This is a genomic window from Kitasatospora sp. NPDC088351 (genome assembly GCF_040685575.1).
Lineage (GTDB): Bacteria > Actinomycetota > Actinomycetes > Streptomycetales > Streptomycetaceae > Kitasatospora.
Genome location: NZ_JBFBIL010000002.1, coordinates 242,877 through 261,286 on the forward strand (window position 1 = coordinate 242,877; position 18,410 = coordinate 261,286).

Below are 18,410 nucleotides of genomic sequence, written 5' to 3' on the forward strand. Positions count from 1 at the left end.
CATCGAATGTCCATCACCGTCGTCGAGTCTTCTCGCGGTTGCCCGGTCACCCGGACGGGGCAGGCACAGGAAGGGACCGATCATGGTCGTTCAGGGAATCAGGAAGGCCGCCATGGTGCTGGCCGGCACGGCGCTGTTCGGCGGCATCGCCCTCGCGGGCGCGGGCACCGCCGCGGCGTCATCGGGCGGCGGCTGCGGCGGCCCCGCCTGGGAGCAGGCGTGCATCAGCGCGGGCGGCGGCCAGGTCACCGCGACGGCGGTCACCAACCTCGGCAGCAACAGCTGCACCGAGCAGATCATCCTCTGGGACTACACCACCCAGAGCCAGGCCCTCTCCACCTCGTTCCCCTGCCGCTCCGGCCAGTACAGCTACAGCTACACCCTCTCCAACCCGACCCCGGGCCACGACTACAAGGCCGAGGTTCGCCTCTACTGGCAGGGCGGCTCGGGCTACGACTACCAGCTCAGCCCCGACCTCTGGTACTGACCGTTTTCCACGGATGGCCGGTGACGCCGGCCTGAGGGGACGCCCCTGAGGGGCGGGTGGCCGCCGCCACCCGCCCCTTTCGTGATGTCGTCGCGCGGAGAGGTCAGCACTCCGAACGGTTTTCGAGCGGCCTTCGGGCACCCCGAAATGCGCCCTCAATGGAACAGGAAATCGATCTGGGGGAATGGTTCCGTCCATTCCTGCTGAATTTCCCCGCGATCTCCCATGAGCGGTCGTTGACGGAAGCGTGAACGCCACCGTGCGCGCGCCGGTGTGACCCGGCGTCAGGGTTGTTGTCGACGGTGGCTTCGCGCACCGCGCCGGTCGCCGCTTCCGTCCAGGTCAATGACGGTTCCCGGCCGGCGCTCCGCACCCTCGCCGGACGGCCGCCCGCCCGCGTCGCCCCCTCGGAGCGGGCCCTTGCGGCCGGGGCGGCGCACACGTCCGCTCCCCGGCGTACTCATGGGCGCACGGCTGAGCGGGGGGCGTGCGGGCCGTTGGAATGGCCGGGTCCGCGCCGTTGCGCGTAAACTCCAGCACCCCCATATTCGGATAGTCACATTGCAGCCGGGTTTCTCCGGCTCACTGTCACTGATCCGCCGACGACCCCTGCCATCCCGGGCCGTGACGGATGTCGGCTCCGCTGCCGACCCACTCGCGCACCCCGCTCCGAGGAGGGTTTCCGTTGGACAACCGGTACGAGGCCTACGCCTTTGCCGACCCGCTCTTCTACGACTCGCCCCGGCGCTGGGGCGCGCACGAGGAGTTCGCCGCCGTCGGACGGCCGCTGCCCACCGGGTGGGAACGCGGCGATCTGGAGCTCTGGACCGTGGTGCGGCCGGTGGACGTCCAACTGCCCTTCCAGGGCTGGAAGATCCATGTGTCGTCGTGCCTCGAAACCGCCGAGGAGGTGCTGGAGGAGGTCCACGCGTACTGCCTGCGGGAGCGCATCACGTTCAAGTTCCTGCGCGGCCTGCCCATCCTCCAGGTGCAGAACTCCAAATACGCGGCGCGCGGCGCCAGCGGGAAGTTCTGCACGCTCTACCCGGTGGACGACGCCGAGCTGGAGCGATGTCTCGACGGCCTCGGCCGGCTGCTGGCCGGACGCCGGGGGCCGTACATCCTCAGCGACCTCCGCTGGGGTGAGGGGCCGCTCTACCTGAGGTACGGCGGGTTCGCGGAGCGCTACTGCCGCAACGACACCGGGGAACGGGTGCTCGCCCTCGCCGGCCCGGACGGACGGCTGGTGCCCGACGTCCGCGGCGCCGGGTTCGCCGTCCCCGCCTGGGCTCCGGTGCCCGCCTGCATCGCACCGGCCGTGGCGGAACGGGCGGCGCAGCAGGACACCGGGCTCCCGTACACCGTGGAGCGCGTCCTGCACTTCTCCAACGCGGGGGGCGTCTACCTGGCCCGGGACGGGGCCGACGGGCCGCAGGTGGTGCTGAAGGAGGCCCGGCCGTACGCCGGCCTGGACCAGCGCGGGGTCGACGCCGTGACCAGGCTGCGCAACGAGCACGACATCCTGCTCCGGCTGGCGGGCGTCCCCGGTGTCCCCGCGCAGCACGGGCTGCTGACGGCCTGGGAACACGAGTTCCTGGTCCAGGAGTTCGTCGAGGGCCGGTCCCTCAGCGAGTGGCTGACCGCCCGCTACCCGCTGATCCACCCGGACGCCGACGAGGCCTCGGTCGCCGAGTACACCCGCGAGGCGCTCGGGATCGTGGACCGGATCGAAGAGGCCCTGGCGGCGATCCACGCCCGCGGGGTGGTCTTCGGCGACCTCCACCCGCGCAACCTGATCATCCGGCCGGACGGCGACCTCTGCTTCATCGACTTCGAACTCGCCAGCACCGTCGAGGACTTCGTCCGCCCGGCGCTGGGCGCGGCCGGCTTCACCGCGCCGCCGGGACACACCGGGACGCAGATCGACCGGTACGGGCTGGCCGCGATCCGGCTCTGGCTCTTCCTGCCGCTGGCGCAGCTGCTCGCCCTCGACCCGGGCAAGGCCGGCGAACTCGCCGACGCCATCGAGCGCCGCTTCCCGGTGCCCCCCGGCTACACCGACGAGATCCGCCGGCTGCTCGGCTCCGCCCCGTCCGACGGCCGCACCGGCCGGCCCGAGCTGGGCGGGCACCGGGCCGAGGCCAGGGCGCTGCTCGCCGCGCCGGAGGCCGACTGGCCGGGGATCAGGGACTCGCTGGCCGCCGGTATCGCGGCGATGGCCACCCCCGAGCGCGCGGACCGGCTGTTCCCCGGCGACGTCGCCCAGTTCACCCACGGCGGCCTGGGCCTCGCCCACGGCGCGGCCGGCGTCCTCTACGCCCTGCACGCCACCGGTGCCGGGGCCGACCCCGAGCACGTCCGGTGGCTGGCCCGCGCCGCCCGGACCCGCCCGGCCACGGCCGGCCTGTACTCCGGCACCCACGGTGTGGCCTACGTCCTGGACCTGCTCGGCGAGCGGGAAGCGGCCCTCGGGCTGCTGCGGCGCCTCGCCGAGGCCTCGGCGGACGAACCCGGCCCCGGCCTGGCCGGCGGGGCGCCCGGCATCGCCCTGACGCTCCTGCACTTCGCCGGTGCCACCGGTGAACCGCGGCTGCTGGACGAGGCGCTGGCCCTCGCCAGGGCCTCGGCCGACGCCCTGGAGAAGACCGGCCGCGGCGACCCCCGCCGCCGGGCGGGCCTGCTGGCCGGCGCCTCCGGCACCGCGCTCGCCCTGGTCCGCCTGTACGAGCGGACCGGTGAGACCGCCCTGCTCGACCAGGCCGAGACCCTGCTGGAGCTCGACCTCGACCGGTGCGCGAGCATCGCCGACGGCACCCTCCAGGTCGTCGACGGCCGCCGGGTGCTGCCGTACCTCGAGACCGGCAGCGCCGGCATCGGCCTCGCGCTGGACGCCCTGCTGGCCCACCGCCCCGACAGCCCGTCGGCCGACCGGGAACGGCCGATCCGCCGGGCCGCCGAACCCGAATTCGTCATCCAGCCGGGCCTGTTCAACGGGCGGGCGGGGCTGCTCGGCTACCTGGCCGTCACCCGGCAGCGCGCCGACGAAGCGGAGGCGACAGCCCTGCTGGACCGCCAGCGGGCGCTGCTGACTCTGCATCAGGTCCCCTATCGGGGCCGGCTCGCCTTCCCCGGCGACCAGCTGCTGCGGCTCTCGGCGGACCTCGCCACCGGCTCCGCCGGGGTGCTGCTGGCCCTGGGCACGGCGCTGGCCGGGACGCCCTTCCTCCCCTGGACCGGCGGGCCCGGCGCCACCCCGCCGACCACCACCCCCGGCTGACGGGCCCCTCGCGGCCTGTCCGCCCCGGGCGCGGGCCCCGCGCCCCCCACCGACTCCCGGCCGCCGGCCGGGCGATCAACCCCGAAGTGAAGGAGACCAGTCATGGCGATCCTCGACCTCCAGACCATGGAACTGCCCGAGACCGAGGCGGCCCCGATCGACGACGCCCTCGCGAACACCAGCTCGCTGAGCGTGCTCAACTGCGGTGCCAGCACCGTCAGCACCCTGCTCTGTCTCTGAGTCGTACCGCCGCCCGGTAGGGCGGGCAGCACGGCGGAGCCGGCCGGGCCGTCACCACGGGCCCGGCCGGCCACCGGGCCGGAGCGGCACCCAGCCGTTCCGGCCCGGTCCGCGCGGTCGTCGGTGCCGCCGCTTGTCTGTTCGTGCACAGCCGGTGCCGGTACCGCCGCCCGTCCGCCCGCGCGACACCGCCGAACCAGCAGAGAGGTTGCCCGTGGCCGACCGGACCCCCCGCACCGACCGCCGCGCGCCGGGCCGGGTACGGCTGCGCCGCGAACTCACCGCCGAGCCCGGCCGACTCGTCTGCGCACTCCTGCTCGCCCTGGCCGCCACCGCCGCCGCCCTGGCCCTCCCGCTGCTGGTCCGGAAGATCATCACCGACTTCTCCGACCACCGGCCGCTCGGCACCGACGTGCTGATGATGTGCGTGGCCGCCGTCGCCGGAGCCCTCACCCAGGCGCTGTCGGGCTTCCTGCTGGCCCGGATCGGCGAGCGGATGACGTACCGCCTGCGGATCCGCCTCATGGAGCACACGCTGCGGCTGCCGCTGGCCGTGGTCCGGGCCCAGGGCACCGGGGAGCTCGCCGCCCGGATCACCTCGGACGCGCTGCTGCTGCGCCAGGTGGTCGAGGTGGCCACCCAGCTTCCGCTGGCCGCACTGACCGTCGCCTCGACGCTGCTCGTGATGGTCTGGATCGACTGGGTCCTCACCCTGGCCACGGTCGTCGCCCTCGCCGTGCTGACCGTCCTGGTCCTGCTGATCCTGCGCCGGATGAAGGCCAACGTGACCGGCCAGCAGGACGCGGTCGGCCGGATCGCCCAGCGCTTCACGGCCGACCTGGAGGCGCTCACCACCATCAAGGCGTACCGGGCCGAACCGGTGGCAGCCAGGGCCCTGGCGGCGGACGCCGAGCGGCTGCGGGCCGTCTCCCTGGAGGGCGCCCGCCTCGGCGCCCTGATCCCGGCGGTGCTGACGCTCGGCAACCAGCTGGCGATGATCGCCGTGATCCTCACCGGCGGCGCCCGGCTGGCGGCCGGGGACCTCCAGGTGGCGGCGTTCGCCGCGTTCCTGCTCTACCTCCTCCAGACCGTCCCCTCGGTGAGCACCCTGGCCACCGGCTTCGGCCGGCTCCAGGCCGGGCTGGCCGCCCGGGACCGCTGCAACGAACTGCTGTGCCTCGCCCCGGAGACCGATCCCCGGGACCCCGGACCGGCCGCCCCCACCCCGCTGCCGGACGCGCCGTCCGTGGTCTTCCGCGCCGTCTCCTACACCCACACCGGGTCGGGTGACGCCGCGCTGCGCGGGATCTCCTTCACCACCGCCCGGACCGGACTGACCGCCGTCGTGGGCCCCTCGGGAGCCGGCAAGAGCACCACGCTCTCACTCATCGACCGTTTCATCCGGCCCTCCGCGGGCTCGATCACCGTCCTGGGCCACGACGCCCGGCACTGGCCGCTGGACGCGCTGCGCGCCCGCATCGCCTACGTCGACCAGGCGTTCACCCTGCTGGAGGCCACCGTCCGGGAGAACCTGCAACTCGGCCGGGCCCGGCCCGTCGACGAGGGCGACCTGGTGGCCGCACTGGACGCCGTCGGGCTCACCGAGGACATCGCCCGCCTCCCGCAGGGCCTCGACACCCTGCTGGGCCGCGAGTCGGATCTGTCGGGGGGTCAGCGCCAGCGGATGGCGCTGGCCCGCGCGCTGCTCTCCGAGGCCGACATCGTCCTGCTGGACGAGCCCACCAGCCAGCTGGACGGGCTCAACGAGCAGCGCTTCCGCGCCATCGTGGCGGAACTGGCGAAGACCCGCGCGGTGATCGTGGTCGCCCACCGCCTCTCCACCGTCCAGCACGCCCACCACGTGATCATGATGAGCCGCGGCACCGTGATCGACGCCGGCGGCCACGCCACCCTCCTGGCCCGCTGCACCCCGTATCGGGACCTGGTCGCCAGCCAGTCCGCCCCGGAGGCTACTGCTGGTGCCGGCCCCGCGCTCGCATAGCTACGGCAAAGACAAGTAGCTCTCCGGAGTCTCCGTGACGTTACGCAACACAGCGCGGGCGTGCCGTTCCGGCTTGGTGGGCCGCTCCATCAGCAGGGCGGTGGCCTCGGTGAGGCTGACCTCGCCCCGGAGGAACTGGACGACGGCCTCGGTGATGGGCATCTCCACACCGTGGCGGCGGGCGAGGCCGAGGATCGCCTCGGACGTTTTGACGCCCTCGGAGGTCTGGCTGATCGCGGCAGCCGCCCCGGTGACGGACTGTCCGCGGCCGAGGTGTTCGCCGAAGGAGCGGTTGCGCGACAGCGGGGAGGAGCAGGTGGCGACCAGATCGCCCATGCCGGCCAGACCGGAGAAGGTGCGCGGGTCGGCGCCGAGCGTGGCGCCGAGCCGGGAGGTCTCCGCCAGGCCCCGGGTGATGAGCAGGGACTGCGCGTTGTCACCGAGCCCCATGCCGACCGCGATGCCGACCGCGAGGGCGATGACGTTCTTCGCCGCGCCGCCGAACTCGCAGCCGATGACGTCGGGGTTGGTGTAGGGGCGGAAGTACGGGGTGCGGCAGGCCGCCTGGAGGCGCTTGGCAACCGGTTCGTCGGCGCAGGCGACCACGCTCGCGGCGGGCTGCCGGTTGGCGATCTCCCGGGCCAGGTTGGGCCCGCTGACCACCGCGACGCGCTCCGGGCCGACGCTGGCGACCTCGGCGATGACCTCGCTCATCCGCATCCCGGAGTCGAGCTCGATGCCCTTCATGAGGCTGACCAGCACGGTGCCCGGGCCGAGCAGCGGCACCCAGGTGGCGAGGTTGGCGCGCATGGCCTGCGCCGGCACCGACACGACCACGTAGTCGGCGCCGGCCAGGGCGTGCTGGACGTCGGTGGTGGCCCTCAACTGTTTGGGCAGGTCGATGCCCGGCAGGTAGACGGGGTTCTGGTGGCGCTCGTTGATCGCGTCGGCGATCTCGGCGCGCCGGGCGTGGAGGGTGACGTCGGTGCCGGCGTCGGCGAGCACGGACGCGAACACGGTGCCCCAGGAGCCCGCCGAGAGCACTGCCGCCGTCGTCACCATCCTTTCCGCGTGGTGAAGGCGACGAAGTCGGCCCAGGCGGTGGGGGAGAAGGCGAGTTGTGGGCCGGTCTGGTCCTTGGAGTCCCGGACGTGGATGGTCACGGGGGTGACGGCGACCTCGACACAGGCGCCGCCCTCGGTGCCGCTGTGGCTGGACTTGAACCAGGTCAGTCCGCTGCTCATTGATCCTCCACCAACGTGTTGATGAACCGTGCCGAGGTCCTATCGGGACCTGGTCGCCAGCCAGTCCGGCCCGGAGGCTACTGCTGGTGCTGGGTGGTGAAGGTGACGAAGTCGGCCCAGGCGGTGGGGGAGAAGGCGAGCCGGGGGCCGGTCTGGTCCTTGGAGTCTCGGACGTGGATGGTCGCGGGGGTGACGGCGACCTCGATGCACTCGCCACCGCCGGTTCCGCTGTAGCTGGACTTGAACCAAGTCAGTTCGGTGGTCATTGTTCCTCCGCCAGCTTGCCGATGAACGTGGCCGACTCCTCAGGGTTGAGGGCCTGCCGGAGGATCATTTCATGACGCTGGGCCAGCATGCTCACCTTATCGGCGGCGGAGTAGAGCGTGCCCACGGCCTGCCCCTCCTCGTAGGCCAGCCGCACGTGTTCGGCCGTCTCCAGCAGGGTGAACGAGCCATCGATGCCGGGATGCACGCCCTTGGACGGCACCACCTGGATGTTCACGTTTCGTGCGGCCCCCACGTCGAGCAGGTGGTGCAGTTGTTGGCTCCATTCCGGCCGAGGGCCCATGGGCCGACGTAGCACGCTTTCCTCGATCAGGAAGCTGAACGACTTGGTCGGTGTCTTGAGGACTTTTTGGCGCTCCAGCCGGGCGGCCACACGGTCTTCGACGGTCTCGTCGTCCAAGGGCGGCCAGTGGGCGGTGATGAGGGTTCGCGCGGTCTCCTCGGTCTGGAGAAGGCCGGGAACCACCTGAAGCTGGTAGGAGGTGAGATTGGTTGCCTCGGCCTCGTAGCGCATGAAGTCCAGGGCGAAGGAGATGAATTTCTCCGGCTTCAGGAACTCCTCTCCCGCCGCCAGGATGCCCTTCGCTCCGCACATCTGGTCGGCGATGTCGAGCAGATGTCTCGACGGGCGTCTGCGGCCGGCCTCCATCGAGCGGAGGCTCTCGACGACGTACCCGGCCTCTTTGGCCAAGTCCTCGCGGCTGACCCCGGCGTGGGTGCGCCAGAGCTTGATCTGGTTGCCGCAGTACCGCCACGACGTGGGAGACGGTGTGGTGGAAGATTCGCTCATCGCTGACCCCCCGGGTCCTCGTACTGGCCTGGCACCCGAGGCTACTTCGGCGTCGGCCTGGAAGGGGTGCGGATTTGGCCGAAACCCCCTGTGCGGGTGATTTCCGAGCTCGTGCTGACATGCTGCGACAACGTGGCAGAGGCCGAGGCAGGCGGGCTGGGGCGCGCCCGGCCTGTCCGAAGGCCGTTGCCCCTGGCTTGAGGTGACCCTCTGTGGGGCGGATGGCGACGGCCATCCGCCCGACAGAGGGGGCGAGTCCGTGCGGCCCCGGAGATTACTGCTGGTGCTGGGCGGTGAAGGCGATGAAGTCGGCCCAGGCGGTGGGGGAGAAGGCGAGTTGGGTGCCGGTCCGGTCCTTGGAGTCCCGGACGTGGATGGTCGCGGGGGTGACGGCGACCTCGACGCAGGCGCCGCCCTCGCTTCCGCTGTGGCTGGACTTGAGCCAGGTCAGTTCGGTGGTCATCGAGCCTCCGTCAACGTGTTGATGAACCGTGCCGACTCCTCAGGGGTGAGAGCCTGCCGGAGGATCATTTCAAATCTGCTCGCGCCCGGCTCACTGATGTCGGTGGCGTTCACGGCCGGGGCCGGCCTGCTCCTCGGCCGGTCCACCGCCCCGCTGCTGTCCAAGCCGGTCGCCGGGCTTCTCGGCGCCGCGCAGACCTCGGTACTGGACAGTGCCACGATCGGCTGCCCCCGTGCTGGTGGTGGCGTAGGCGGGATCCATCGCGCCGTATCCCCCGGCGCATCCGGCAGTGACCTGGTCTCGCCCTGCGTGAGCGGCCGTTCGGCAGCGTGCTTGAATCGCCGAATGATCGACTGGTCGACCTTCCACGATGCCTACGGCCCCGCAGATGCGATACCCGTGCTACTGGAACGGGCAGCCGATCGTGATCAGGAGGCGATCGACGGACTCTGGGGGCGCCTGTGCCACCAAGGGACTGTCTCCGCGGCGAGCATCGCCGCGCTACCGCGGCTGGCGGACATCGCGAAGACCGCAGTCTTCGGAGACTGGGCGCTCGATCTGGCAGGTGCCATTGCGGGCGGCCTTCTCCAAAGCCACGTTGCCGACGAGGAGGTAGCCCGCTATGCGCCGGCCCTGGCACAACTGCGGGACACGGCCGCCGCGCGACTGGGGCCCGGCCGTGACGGGCGGACGTACCTCGGTCTGCTAAAAGCCATGCTTGCGTTCGACGGCCAGCCCCTATGGTTCGAAACTCTGGACGATTTCACCGACTCCTTCTTCACCATCACCTGCCCGCACTGCGGCGCATCGGTGACGATCGCGGTCGGTGACTACGGCTGCTACTCCTCGATCCGCGACTGGGACCTGGGGGACGTTCACCAGGTCCCACTTCGGCCGGCCACGGCACACGAACTGAGCGGAGTCGGGAGGATGCTGCACGAGTTGGCTGTACGGGATGGTCGGACAAGGCTTGCCTGGGGCCTGACATACCTGTTCGGCAGGGCGGAGTGCCCAGGATGCAAGAGTGTCTTCGGAATTGCCGAGGAGTATGAGGCCGTGAACGCACCCATTTCTTGGGACTTTGCCCGTAGCTATACCAAAGACACTTCCTGACCGTCGGCGAGGAATTTGAACATCTGGACACCGTTCCCTCCCCGGGGCGGCCAGGATGGCCAGGGCAGCTCCGGGGAGGGGCGGCGCGCGCGTCGCGGCCGGCCATGGGAAGGGTTTCAGCGGGTGGAGGACGCGCCCGCCGCACCGTCCGGGCCCAGCAGGTGTGCCAGTCCGTCGGCCAGGCCGCCGCGCCAGCAGGCGTAGTCGTGGCCGCCGTTGAACTCGCGGTACTCCAGTGCGTAGCCGCGGGCGGTCAGCACGTCCCGCAGGTGGCGGTTCTGGGGGAGCAGCATCCACTCCTGGAGGCCGACCTCGACGTAGAACCGGGCCGGGCGGCGATCACCCGCCGCGAACTGGCGGGCCAGCCACTCGCTGCCCTCGTCGAACTCGGTGCCGTCCGGCCACCAGAAGGAGCCGGACTGGGAGAGCGCGTTGCCGAACCGTTCGGGGCGGCGGAAGGCGGCGAAGGCGGCGGTGAGGCCGCCCGCGCTCTGGCCGGCGATCACGGTGGCGTCCGGGGACGAGGTGGTTCCGTACAACTCGGTGGCCCACGGCAGCACCTGGTCGGCGAGGAGGTCCACGAAGTCCGGGTTGCAGCTCAGGTCGGCGGGGCGGCCGGGGCCCATGGTGTGGACCAGCAGGGCGACGGTCGGCGGGATGCGGCCGTCGGCGGTGAGGTTGTCGAAGGTGTCGCCGACGGACAGCACCTCGCCCCACATCTCGCCGTCCAGCAGCACGGTGACGGGGTAGGGCCCGTGGGCCGGGTCGTGTCCGGCCGGGAGGTGGACGTCCACCCGGCGGCCGGCCGCCTCGGCGGTGACCGTCCGCCCGCGCGGGACGCCGTCGCGCCGTTGAGCGTACGGCTGCGCGGGTGCGTCCGGCAGGCTGAGCACCGACGACGGGTGGCGGCCGTCCCGGGCGGGAAGCAGCGGACCCCGGGCGAGCGGGTCGGGCCGGGCGCCGTCGAGGACACGGAGCCAGTCGGCGCGCGTGGTGCCGGGGGTGGTGCCGCGGACCGGGTAGAACTGGTAGGAGGCCCGGTGGTCGGCGCGCAGCCGGTAGGTGAGCGCCCAGTGCCCTTCGGGCTGACGCGCCATCAGGTGCGGGGTGAGGTCGCCCGCGTGGCGGTCCTTGTCGGTGACGGTGTGGACCAGGGCGAGGACGCCGTCGGAGGGGGTGTCCGGGTCGTCGCGGTGGACGAAGGTGACGAGCCGGTACGCCGGGTCGTCCGGGTCGGGCCCGATCAGCGGGGAGCCTTCGGTGGCCAGCCGGGCGAGGAAGTCGCCACCGGGTGCGGTCGGTTCACTCTGCATGCGGTAACTCCAAAGGGGCTAGGCGGGGTTGCCCTTGCGGCCGAGCAGGACCCAGAGCAGGAACGGGCCGCCGAGGACGGTGGTGACGATGCCGACGGGGATCTCCACGCCGTCGATCAGTACCCGGCCGAGGGTGTCGGCGAGGACGATCAGGACGGCGCCGACCAGGGCCGAGCCGAGTACCGGGACGCGGGACGGCCCGGCGAGTCGCCCGGCGATCACGGGCGCGGCGAGGGCGACGAAGCCGACCGGTCCGCAGACGCCGACGGCGAGTCCGGCCAGCGCGACCGCCAGCAGCAGGCAGACCAGGCGCACCCGGCCCGGGTCGACGCCGAGCGAGGAGGCGACGTTGTCGTCGAAGCGCAGCACGGCGAGCCGGCGGGCGACGACCAGGGCGAGCGGTACCAGCACCGCGAGCCCGATCAGCACCGGTGTGGCCACCGCGTAGTCCCGGCCGTTGAGGCTGCCGGAGGTCCAGACGTACAGCGACCCGGCCGAGTTGAGCGAGCGGCGGGCCATCGCCACCTGGATGACGGCGGAGGCGAGCGCCGACATGGCGAGGCCGACGACCAGCACCCGGTAGCCGCGCGCGCCGAGCCCGCCGGAGACCAGGGTGACCACCAGGACGGCGACGAGCGCGCCGAGCGGGCCGGCCCACCAGGCACCGAAGGTGCCGGAGGCGGTGACCGAGACGGAGATGAGCACGGCGGCGGTGGCGCCGTCGTTGACACCGAGCAGTTCGGGGGTGGCGAGGCGGTTGCGGGCGAGCGTCTGGGTGAGGCAGCCGGCCAGGCCGAGGGCGGCCCCGGCGGCGATGCCGGCGACGATCCGGCCGAGCCGGAACTTCTGCACCAGCAGGACGTCCAGCCGGTCGCCGTAGCCGAAGACGGCCTGGAAGGTGGGGCCGAGACCGAGTTCGCTCTGCCCGGCGTGCGCGGCGACGACCACGGCGGCGAGGAGGGCGGTGGCCAGACCGGCCGCGGCGAGCAGCGCCCGGCGGGGGAGCAGCAGTGAGAGCGCGCCGCGCCGCAGCACCAGATCGGGCTTCTCGGTGGCGCTCTCCTCGCGTGCGGTGCCGGATTCGCCGGGCGCGGTGTCGGTCATGCCGAGCGCGGCCATCCGGCGGGAGCGCACGATGGCGATCAGCGTCGGTGCGCCGATCAGTGCGACGATCACCGAGACCGGGGCCTCGAACGGCCGGGCCACCACCCGCGCCAGGACGTCGGCGCCGGTCAGCACGGCCGCGCCGACCAGGCCCGCGAACAGGGTGAGCCGGCCGACCCGGGGCCCGGCGACGGCGCGGGCGAGGAACCCGGCGAGCAGGCCGAGGAAGGAGATCGGGCCGGCCAGGGCCACCGCGGAGGCGGTGAGCAGGGTGACGGCCACGGCGACGGCCGCGCGGGTCGCGTTGGGCCGGTGGCCGAGGCCGCGCGCGAGGTCGTCGCCGAGGGCGAGCGCGGCCAGCGGCCGGGTGGTGAGCAGGGCGACCAGGAAGCCGGCGCCGAGTACCGGGGCGAGCTGACGCAGCATCGTCCAGCCCTCCACGCCGGCCAGCGAGCCGAGCACCCAGACCCGGTACCGGTCGTACGCCTCGGGGGAGTTGACGATCAGGACGCCGGTGAGCCCGCCGAAGGTGGCGCCGACGGCGGAGCCGCCGAGCACCAGGCGTATCGGGGAGCCGCCGCCCCGGCCGCCCGCGATGAGCAGCACGACGGCGCTGGCGAGGACGGCGCCGCCGAAGGCGAAGGCCAGGTAGCCGTAGGAGGTCTGCACACCGAGGACGGCGATGCCGAGGACGACGCCGAGCGAGGCGCCCGCGTTGACGCCGAGCAGTCCGGTCTCGGCGAGCGGATTGCGGGTGACGGACTGGAGTTGGGCGCCGGCGACGCCGAGCGCGGCGCCTACCAGCAGCGCGGTGAGGGTGCGCGGGAGGCGCAGGTCGCCGACGACCAGGGCGAGACGGCTGTCGCTGCGGGCGCCGTGCCGGCCGAGCAGGTAGTCGAGCACCTGGCCGGGGCCGACCTCGCCCGCGCCGACCGAGAGCGAGAGCGCGGTCAGGGTGAGCAGGGCGACGACGACGGCCCCGGCCGCCGCGGCGGCGGGCCAATGGCGGTGGTCGCGGCCGGGCTTGGGGGCGGGGGCGTCGGGGCCGGTGCGGGCCGCGTCGGCGGTACCCACTTGCGACAATGTCATAAGGTAAGGCTAACCTAATGGATGTTCCGTCCCGGGGGTGCCCGGCGTCGACCGCCGACCTCACCCGGCTGTCGCCCCGAGGCCCCCGGGACACCTCTCAACTTCCGTACCACCGCTGCCCGGAGGCACCCATGCCGACTGCCCAGAGCCCGCTCCACCCCACCCGCCGCCGGGCGGTCCAGGCGCTGGCCGCCACCGGGGCGGTCGCGCTCCTGCTCACCGGCTGCGGCTCGTCGGGCTCCTCCGACAAGGCCTCGGCCTCCTCGTCCGGCACCCCGGCGGCCGACGCCGCGGGCGGTTCGGGCGCCGCCGGCGGCAAGCGCACCGTCAAGGACGCCACCGGCACCGCCGTCGAGATCCCCGCCGACCCGCAGCGGATCGTCACCCTCACCCAGGAGGACCTGGACGCGGTGCTCGCCCTCGGCGTCAAGCCGGTCGGCATCACCAACGGCCAGGGCCTCAACGAGCCGCCCGCCTACCTCAAGGACAAGGTCCAGGGCATCACCGTGGTCGGCAACCTGCTCCAGCCCGTCATGGACAAGGTGATCGCCGCCAAGCCCGACCTGATCCTGGCCGGCGACATGCAGGACGAGCAGATGCTCAAGCAGCTGCGCCAGATCACCCCCGCCACGGTCGTCACCATGGCCCCCACCGACGACTGGAAGCTCTCCTTCCGCGGCATCGGCAACGCCGTCAACAAGCTGGACCAGGCCAACAAGGTCATCGCCGACTATGACGCCAAGGCCGCCAAGGCCGGCGGCGAACTGGGCGCCAACAAGGGGGCCGCGGTCTCCATCGTCCGCTGGAACCCCACCGGCCCCAGCTGGATGGAGAAGAAGCAGTTCGCCAGCGGCGTCGCCCTCGACATGGGCCTGACCCGCCCGAAGGCGCAGGACAAGGACGGCAACGCGCACACCCCGGCGCTCAGCCTGGAGAAGATCAACGAGATCGACGGCGACTGGCTGTTCCTCTCCACCCTCACCGACGACGGCAAGGCCGCGCTGAAGGACGTCCAGTCCAAGCCCGCCTACCAGGAGTTGGGCGCGGTGAAGAACAACCACACCGTCACCGTGGACGGTTCGGTCTGGTCCACCCGCGGCGGCCCGCTCGCCGCCGACGTCGTCATCGGCGACATCACCAAGGCGCTCACCGCCTCCTGAGCCGCCACCCGGCCCGACCGAAGGAACTGGCAGATGGAATTGGCGGTCCAGGGGCTCGCGGCCGGCTACGGCGCGGGGCGCCCGGTGCTCAGCGGCGTCGACCTCACCGTGCCCGCCGGGCAGGTGGTGGCCATCGTCGGCCCGAACGGGTGCGGCAAGTCCACCCTGCTGCGCTCGATCGCCCGGCTGCACCGGCCGGACGCCGGGCGGGTGCTGGTCGGCGGCGAGGACATCTGGCGGCTGCGCCCCCGGCAGGCCGCGCACCGGGTGGCGCTGCTCCCGCAGAGCCCGCAGGCGCCGGAGGCGGTCACCGTCGCCGGGCTGGTCCGCTACGGCCGCCACCCGCACCAGGGCCTGTTCCGGCAGTGGTCGGCGGACGACGAACGGCTGACCGCCGAGGCGCTCCGGGCCACCGGCGTCGAGGCGTTCGCCGACCGCCGGCTGGACCGCCTCTCCGGTGGCCAGCGGCAGCGCTGCTGGCTGGCCATGGTGCTGGCGCAGGACGCCCCGGTCGTCCTGCTGGACGAGCCCACCAGCGCGCTCGACCTCGGGCACGCGGTCGAAGTACTGGAACTGGTACGGCAGGTGGCGGCCGACGGGCGGACCGTCGTCATGGTGCTGCACGACCTCGCGGCGGCCGCCCGCTACGCCGACCTGGTGGTCGCCCTGCGCGACGGCGCCGTGGTCGCCTGCGGGCCGCCCCGCGAGGTGGTGGACGCGCCGCTGGTCCGGGCGCTGTACGACATCGACAGCGATGTGCTGCCCGCCCCCGGCGACGGCGCGCCGGTGATCGTCCCCCGCGCGGGGACACGGGCGGTCGCGGGCTGAGCGGAGCGCGGCGGGGCCCGGTCCGGTTTGCACCGGACCGGGCCGGTCGTGCGTACGACGGGTCTGGTGCTGGTAAGGGTCGTTGATCGAGTGATCGGTGTTCCTTCGATCCGCCGAGGAAGCCGTTCCCTGCGAGGATGCGTCTCGTGCCTTATTTCACCTCGTATGACGGAACCAGGTTGTTCTACTCGGTTGCCGGGAGCGGCCCAGTGCTGGTCTGCCTGGCGGGCGGACCGGGGGCGGACGTCCGCGATCTCGGCCATCTTGGAGGTCTGGATCGCCACCGCACTCTGGTACTGCTGGATGCCCGTGCCGCCGGGCGGTCCGAGGTCCCTGCGGACCGTGACAGTTGTGCCTTCACCGAGCAGGGCCGGGACGTGGAAGAACTGCGCCGACACCTGGGCATGGAGCGTGTGGACTTGCTCGCCCACTCTGCCGGCACCCTGACAGCTCAGGAGTTTGCGGCCCGCCATCCGGAGCGGTTGGGGAGGCTGGTACTGGTCACGCCTGCTGGCCTGGTCGCCCGGGAGGTGGACGAGGCTGAGGTGGCTGCCATTCGGGAGCGGCGTGCCGGCGAGCCGGGAAGTGCTGAGGCGCTGGCAGTTGGGGCGTTGCCGTGGAGCTATGGTGCCTGGTCGGAGGCGACGCGGAGGCACCACGAGGCCGAGGCCGACTATCCGCAGCCGCCTTCGTGGCTGCGCGAGACCTTCTATGTGAGCCCTGTCTCCGCAGCGGCTGCCGCAGCTGAAGTTGCCCGCCGTGCTGCTGTGCTCAGCCCGGTGCTGGTGGTTGCCGGTGCCGAGGACGGCGTGACGGGCACCGCGCCGACACGGCTCGTCGCGTCCTGCTACCCGGCGGCCCGGTTGGAGGTGCTGTCCGGGTGCGGGCACTGGCCCTGGGTCGACACGCCGGCGGAGTTCTGCGACCTGGTGGCCGGATTCCTGGGTAGCCGGCAGGACGTCGAGGCTGGCGGGCATACCGCTGAACAGGTGGTTGCCATTCCTGACGCCTGATCCGTCGACGAGGCGTCGGTTGCCATCGACTGTGGTTGCCGGGGGCGTAGTGCTTCCAGGGTCCTCCGGCTTCCGCAGCGATCCTCGGCATTTGGTCTTCAACAAGCCAACGTCCATTGAAGACTGCCGGGCAGGCCGCCGGAAGGGCCCCAGGGCCTTCAAAAACTCCTTCAGAAACCCGGGTGGTTCAACAAACCGCGACCACCGTTTTCTGACCGGATTCCGGGCGTGAGCAGGCCACTTGAAGGCGCCCAGTTCGAACTCCTGGTCGCTGAGCCTGCCGTCCACACCGAGACCCGCATCGGATACGCGCGGGTGTCCACCGGCGGACAGAAGCTCGACCGCCAGCTCGACGCCCTCAACGCGGGCGGCTGGTGTTCCACGTCTTCGCCGCCCTCGCCGAGTTCATCCGCGAGCTGATCGTCTCCGGCACCCGCGAGGGCCTGGCCGCCGCCCGCGCCCGCGGCAAGGTCGGCCGGGCCCGGGACCGCTCAGGCCGGGCGGGCGGCGCGCGGGCGCAGGAAGACCGCGATGAGGACCGCCGCCACGACCGTCACCGCGACGTCCACCCCGATCGCCAGGTGGAGTCCGTCGAGGACGGCCACCGGGTCCTGGGAGCTTCCGGTGCGGGCGACGGCGACGGCGCTGATCACCGGGATGCCGAGGGCGAAGGCGACCTGCTGGGTCATCGTGGTCAGACCGGTGGCCAGGCCCTGCTCGTGGTCCGGCAGCCCCGAGGTGGCCGTGACGGTGTAGGCGACGATGCCGTAGACGTGCCCGAAGAAGCCGATCGCGCTGCTGGCGATGACCAGGACGATGCCCGTGCGGTCGGTGCCGAGCAGGAGCAGGACGGCGTTGGACGCGCCTTGGACGACCAGCCCGGCGACCAGGCTGTTGCGGGCGCCGACCCGGCCGAGCAGACGCGGGCCGAGCACGCCGGCGAGCGCGGCGGTGACGCCCGGGACGCCGAAGACCAGGCCGGTGACGAGCGCGGAGTAGCCCAGGACGGTCTGCAGATAGATGGTCAGCAGGAAGACGATCGCCGTCTCCATGGCGAACACCACCAGCCCGCCCAGGTTGCCCCAGCCGACCGTGCGCTTGGTGAGCACCCGCAGCGAGGCGAGCGGCTCGGCGGCGCGGTTCTCGACGAGCGTGAAGACGACCAGCAGGACGGCGCCCACGGCCAGGCCGGTGAGGGCGGCGCTGTCGCCCCAGCCCGCGTGCCCGGCCCGGGTGATGCCGTAGACGAGGAAGAGCAGCCCGCCGGTGACGGTGACGGCGCCGGGGATGTCCAGCCGGCCGGTGGCGCGGTCGCGGTCGGCGGGGATCAGCGCCGGGGCCGCGACCAGCAGCACCACCGCGACCGGGGCGTTCACCAGGAAGGCCCAGCGCCAGGAGAGCAGGTCCGTCAGCACGCCGCCGAACAGGGCGCCCACCGCGAACCCGGCGGACATCAGCGCCCCGTTGAGGCCCAGCGCGCGCCGCCGCAGCGGGCCCTCGGGGAAGGATGTGGTCAGCAGCGAGAGGGCGGCGGGGGTCGCGATGGCGGTGGCCAGGCCCTGGAGCACCCGGCCGGTGAGCAGCACGGCGGAGTTCCCGGCCAGACCGCCCACCAGCGAGCCGGCCGCCAGCAGGGCGAGGCCGGTGACGAAGAGCCGGCGGCGGCCGAGCAGGTCGGCGACGCGGCCGAACAGCAGGGTGAACCCGGCGGCCGGGAGGGCGAAGGCGGTGGCGACCCACTGGAGGGCGCCGAGCGAGAGGCCGACCCCCCGGCCGATGTCGGGCAGGGCGACGTTCAGGATGGAGAAGTCCACGGCGAGCATGAACTGGGCGCCCAGCAGCAGCGCCAGGATCAGGCGCCGGCGGGTGGGCAGCCGGTCCGGTGCGGACGGCTCCGCCGGGGTCGAGGAGGGGGCGGCGGTCTTGGAGGGGGCGGGCACGGGCTGCCTTTCGTCGCAGTCGTCGCAGTCGTCGCGGGGGGTGTCGATGGCGTCGTCGCCGG

At 72.7% G+C, this 18,410-nt stretch carries 16 protein-coding genes; 8 read left to right on the plus strand and 8 right to left on the minus strand.

From position 1 onward, the window contains the following. The first annotated feature begins 82 nt into the window (after positions 1-82). The 4 genes from AB0P06_RS02565 (at position 83) to AB0P06_RS02580 (ending at position 6,006) form a co-directional block, all read left to right on the plus strand. Positions 83-487 carry a hypothetical protein gene (locus AB0P06_RS02565; RefSeq protein WP_363604489.1) on the plus strand — a complete coding sequence of 135 codons (405 nt, stop codon included), beginning with the start codon at positions 83-85 and terminating at the stop codon, positions 485-487. 685 nt (positions 488-1,172) lie between these two features. Beyond that, positions 1,173-3,764 carry a class III lanthionine synthetase LanKC gene (gene lanKC / locus AB0P06_RS02570; RefSeq protein WP_363604490.1) on the plus strand — a complete coding sequence of 864 codons (2,592 nt, stop codon included), beginning with the start codon at positions 1,173-1,175 and terminating at the stop codon, positions 3,762-3,764. Positions 3,765-3,866: 102 nt separating this feature from the next. Further along, complete coding sequence (locus AB0P06_RS02575) at positions 3,867-4,004, plus strand: SapB/AmfS family lanthipeptide (RefSeq protein ID WP_363604491.1); 138 nt, start codon at positions 3,867-3,869, stop codon at positions 4,002-4,004. Between the two features lie 214 nt (positions 4,005-4,218). Continuing rightward, on the plus strand, positions 4,219-6,006 hold the full coding sequence (locus tag AB0P06_RS02580) for an ABC transporter ATP-binding protein (protein WP_363604493.1): 1,788 nt from the start codon (positions 4,219-4,221) through the stop codon (positions 6,004-6,006). Here AB0P06_RS02580 and AB0P06_RS02585 read toward each other — a convergent pair whose 3' ends face one another. From AB0P06_RS02585 to AB0P06_RS02605, 5 genes are all read right to left on the minus strand, one after another. Then, positions 6,007-7,068, minus strand: coding sequence for an NAD(P)H-dependent glycerol-3-phosphate dehydrogenase (locus tag AB0P06_RS02585; protein ID WP_363604495.1), 1,062 nt, complete (start codon positions 7,066-7,068; stop codon positions 6,007-6,009). Further along, the gene (locus AB0P06_RS02590) at positions 7,062-7,250 is read right to left on the minus strand and encodes a DUF397 domain-containing protein (protein ID WP_363604496.1); all 189 of its coding nucleotides are present in this window, start codon (positions 7,248-7,250) and stop codon (positions 7,062-7,064) included. The genes AB0P06_RS02585 and AB0P06_RS02590 overlap by 7 nt, the downstream gene beginning before the upstream one ends. Positions 7,251-7,327: 77 nt before the next feature. After that, a complete protein-coding gene (locus tag AB0P06_RS02595) occupies positions 7,328-7,516 on the minus strand; it encodes a DUF397 domain-containing protein (RefSeq protein WP_363604497.1) in 189 nt (62 codons plus the stop codon). Continuing rightward, entirely contained in the window at positions 7,513-8,325 is an 813-nt protein-coding gene (locus AB0P06_RS02600; RefSeq protein WP_363604498.1) for a helix-turn-helix transcriptional regulator, read from the minus strand. Before AB0P06_RS02600 ends, AB0P06_RS02595 begins: the two co-directional genes overlap by 4 nt. Before the next feature lie 274 nt (positions 8,326-8,599). Then, positions 8,600-8,788 carry a DUF397 domain-containing protein gene (locus tag AB0P06_RS02605; protein ID WP_363604499.1) on the minus strand — a complete coding sequence of 63 codons (189 nt, stop codon included), beginning with the start codon at positions 8,786-8,788 and terminating at the stop codon, positions 8,600-8,602. A gap of 21 nt (positions 8,789-8,809) precedes the next feature. Between AB0P06_RS02605 and AB0P06_RS02610 the strand changes: the two genes are divergently transcribed. Next, a complete protein-coding gene (locus AB0P06_RS02610; protein WP_363604501.1) occupies positions 8,810-9,901 on the plus strand; it encodes a hypothetical protein in 1,092 nt (363 codons plus the stop codon). A gap of 116 nt (positions 9,902-10,017) precedes the next feature. Here AB0P06_RS02610 and fes read toward each other — a convergent pair whose 3' ends face one another. Together fes and fhuB are read right to left on the minus strand one after the other, a co-directional pair. Then, positions 10,018-11,214, minus strand: a complete 1,197-nt coding sequence (gene fes, locus AB0P06_RS02615) for an enterochelin esterase (RefSeq protein ID WP_363604502.1) — start codon at positions 11,212-11,214, stop codon at positions 10,018-10,020. Positions 11,215-11,232: 18 nt separating this feature from the next. Further along, complete coding sequence (fhuB, locus tag AB0P06_RS02620) at positions 11,233-13,407, minus strand: Fe(3+)-hydroxamate ABC transporter permease FhuB (RefSeq protein ID WP_363604504.1); 2,175 nt, start codon at positions 13,405-13,407, stop codon at positions 11,233-11,235. Positions 13,408-13,538: 131 nt separating this feature from the next. Between fhuB and AB0P06_RS02625 the strand changes: the two genes are divergently transcribed. The 3 genes from AB0P06_RS02625 (at position 13,539) to AB0P06_RS02635 (ending at position 16,408) form a co-directional block, all read left to right on the plus strand. Beyond that, a complete protein-coding gene (locus AB0P06_RS02625; RefSeq protein ID WP_363604505.1) occupies positions 13,539-14,567 on the plus strand; it encodes an iron-siderophore ABC transporter substrate-binding protein in 1,029 nt (342 codons plus the stop codon). Positions 14,568-14,600: 33 nt separating this feature from the next. Beyond that, a complete protein-coding gene (locus AB0P06_RS02630) occupies positions 14,601-15,395 on the plus strand; it encodes an ABC transporter ATP-binding protein (RefSeq protein WP_363604507.1) in 795 nt (264 codons plus the stop codon). Between the two features lie 146 nt (positions 15,396-15,541). Further along, positions 15,542-16,408, plus strand: a complete 867-nt coding sequence (locus tag AB0P06_RS02635; RefSeq protein ID WP_363604509.1) for an alpha/beta hydrolase — start codon at positions 15,542-15,544, stop codon at positions 16,406-16,408. A gap of 491 nt (positions 16,409-16,899) precedes the next feature. On the opposite strand, the gene AB0P06_RS02640 is transcribed toward AB0P06_RS02635, so the two are convergent. Continuing rightward, on the minus strand, positions 16,900-18,348 hold the full coding sequence (locus AB0P06_RS02640) for an MFS transporter (protein ID WP_363604610.1): 1,449 nt from the start codon (positions 18,346-18,348) through the stop codon (positions 16,900-16,902). Between the last annotated feature and the right edge of the window lie 62 nt (positions 18,349-18,410).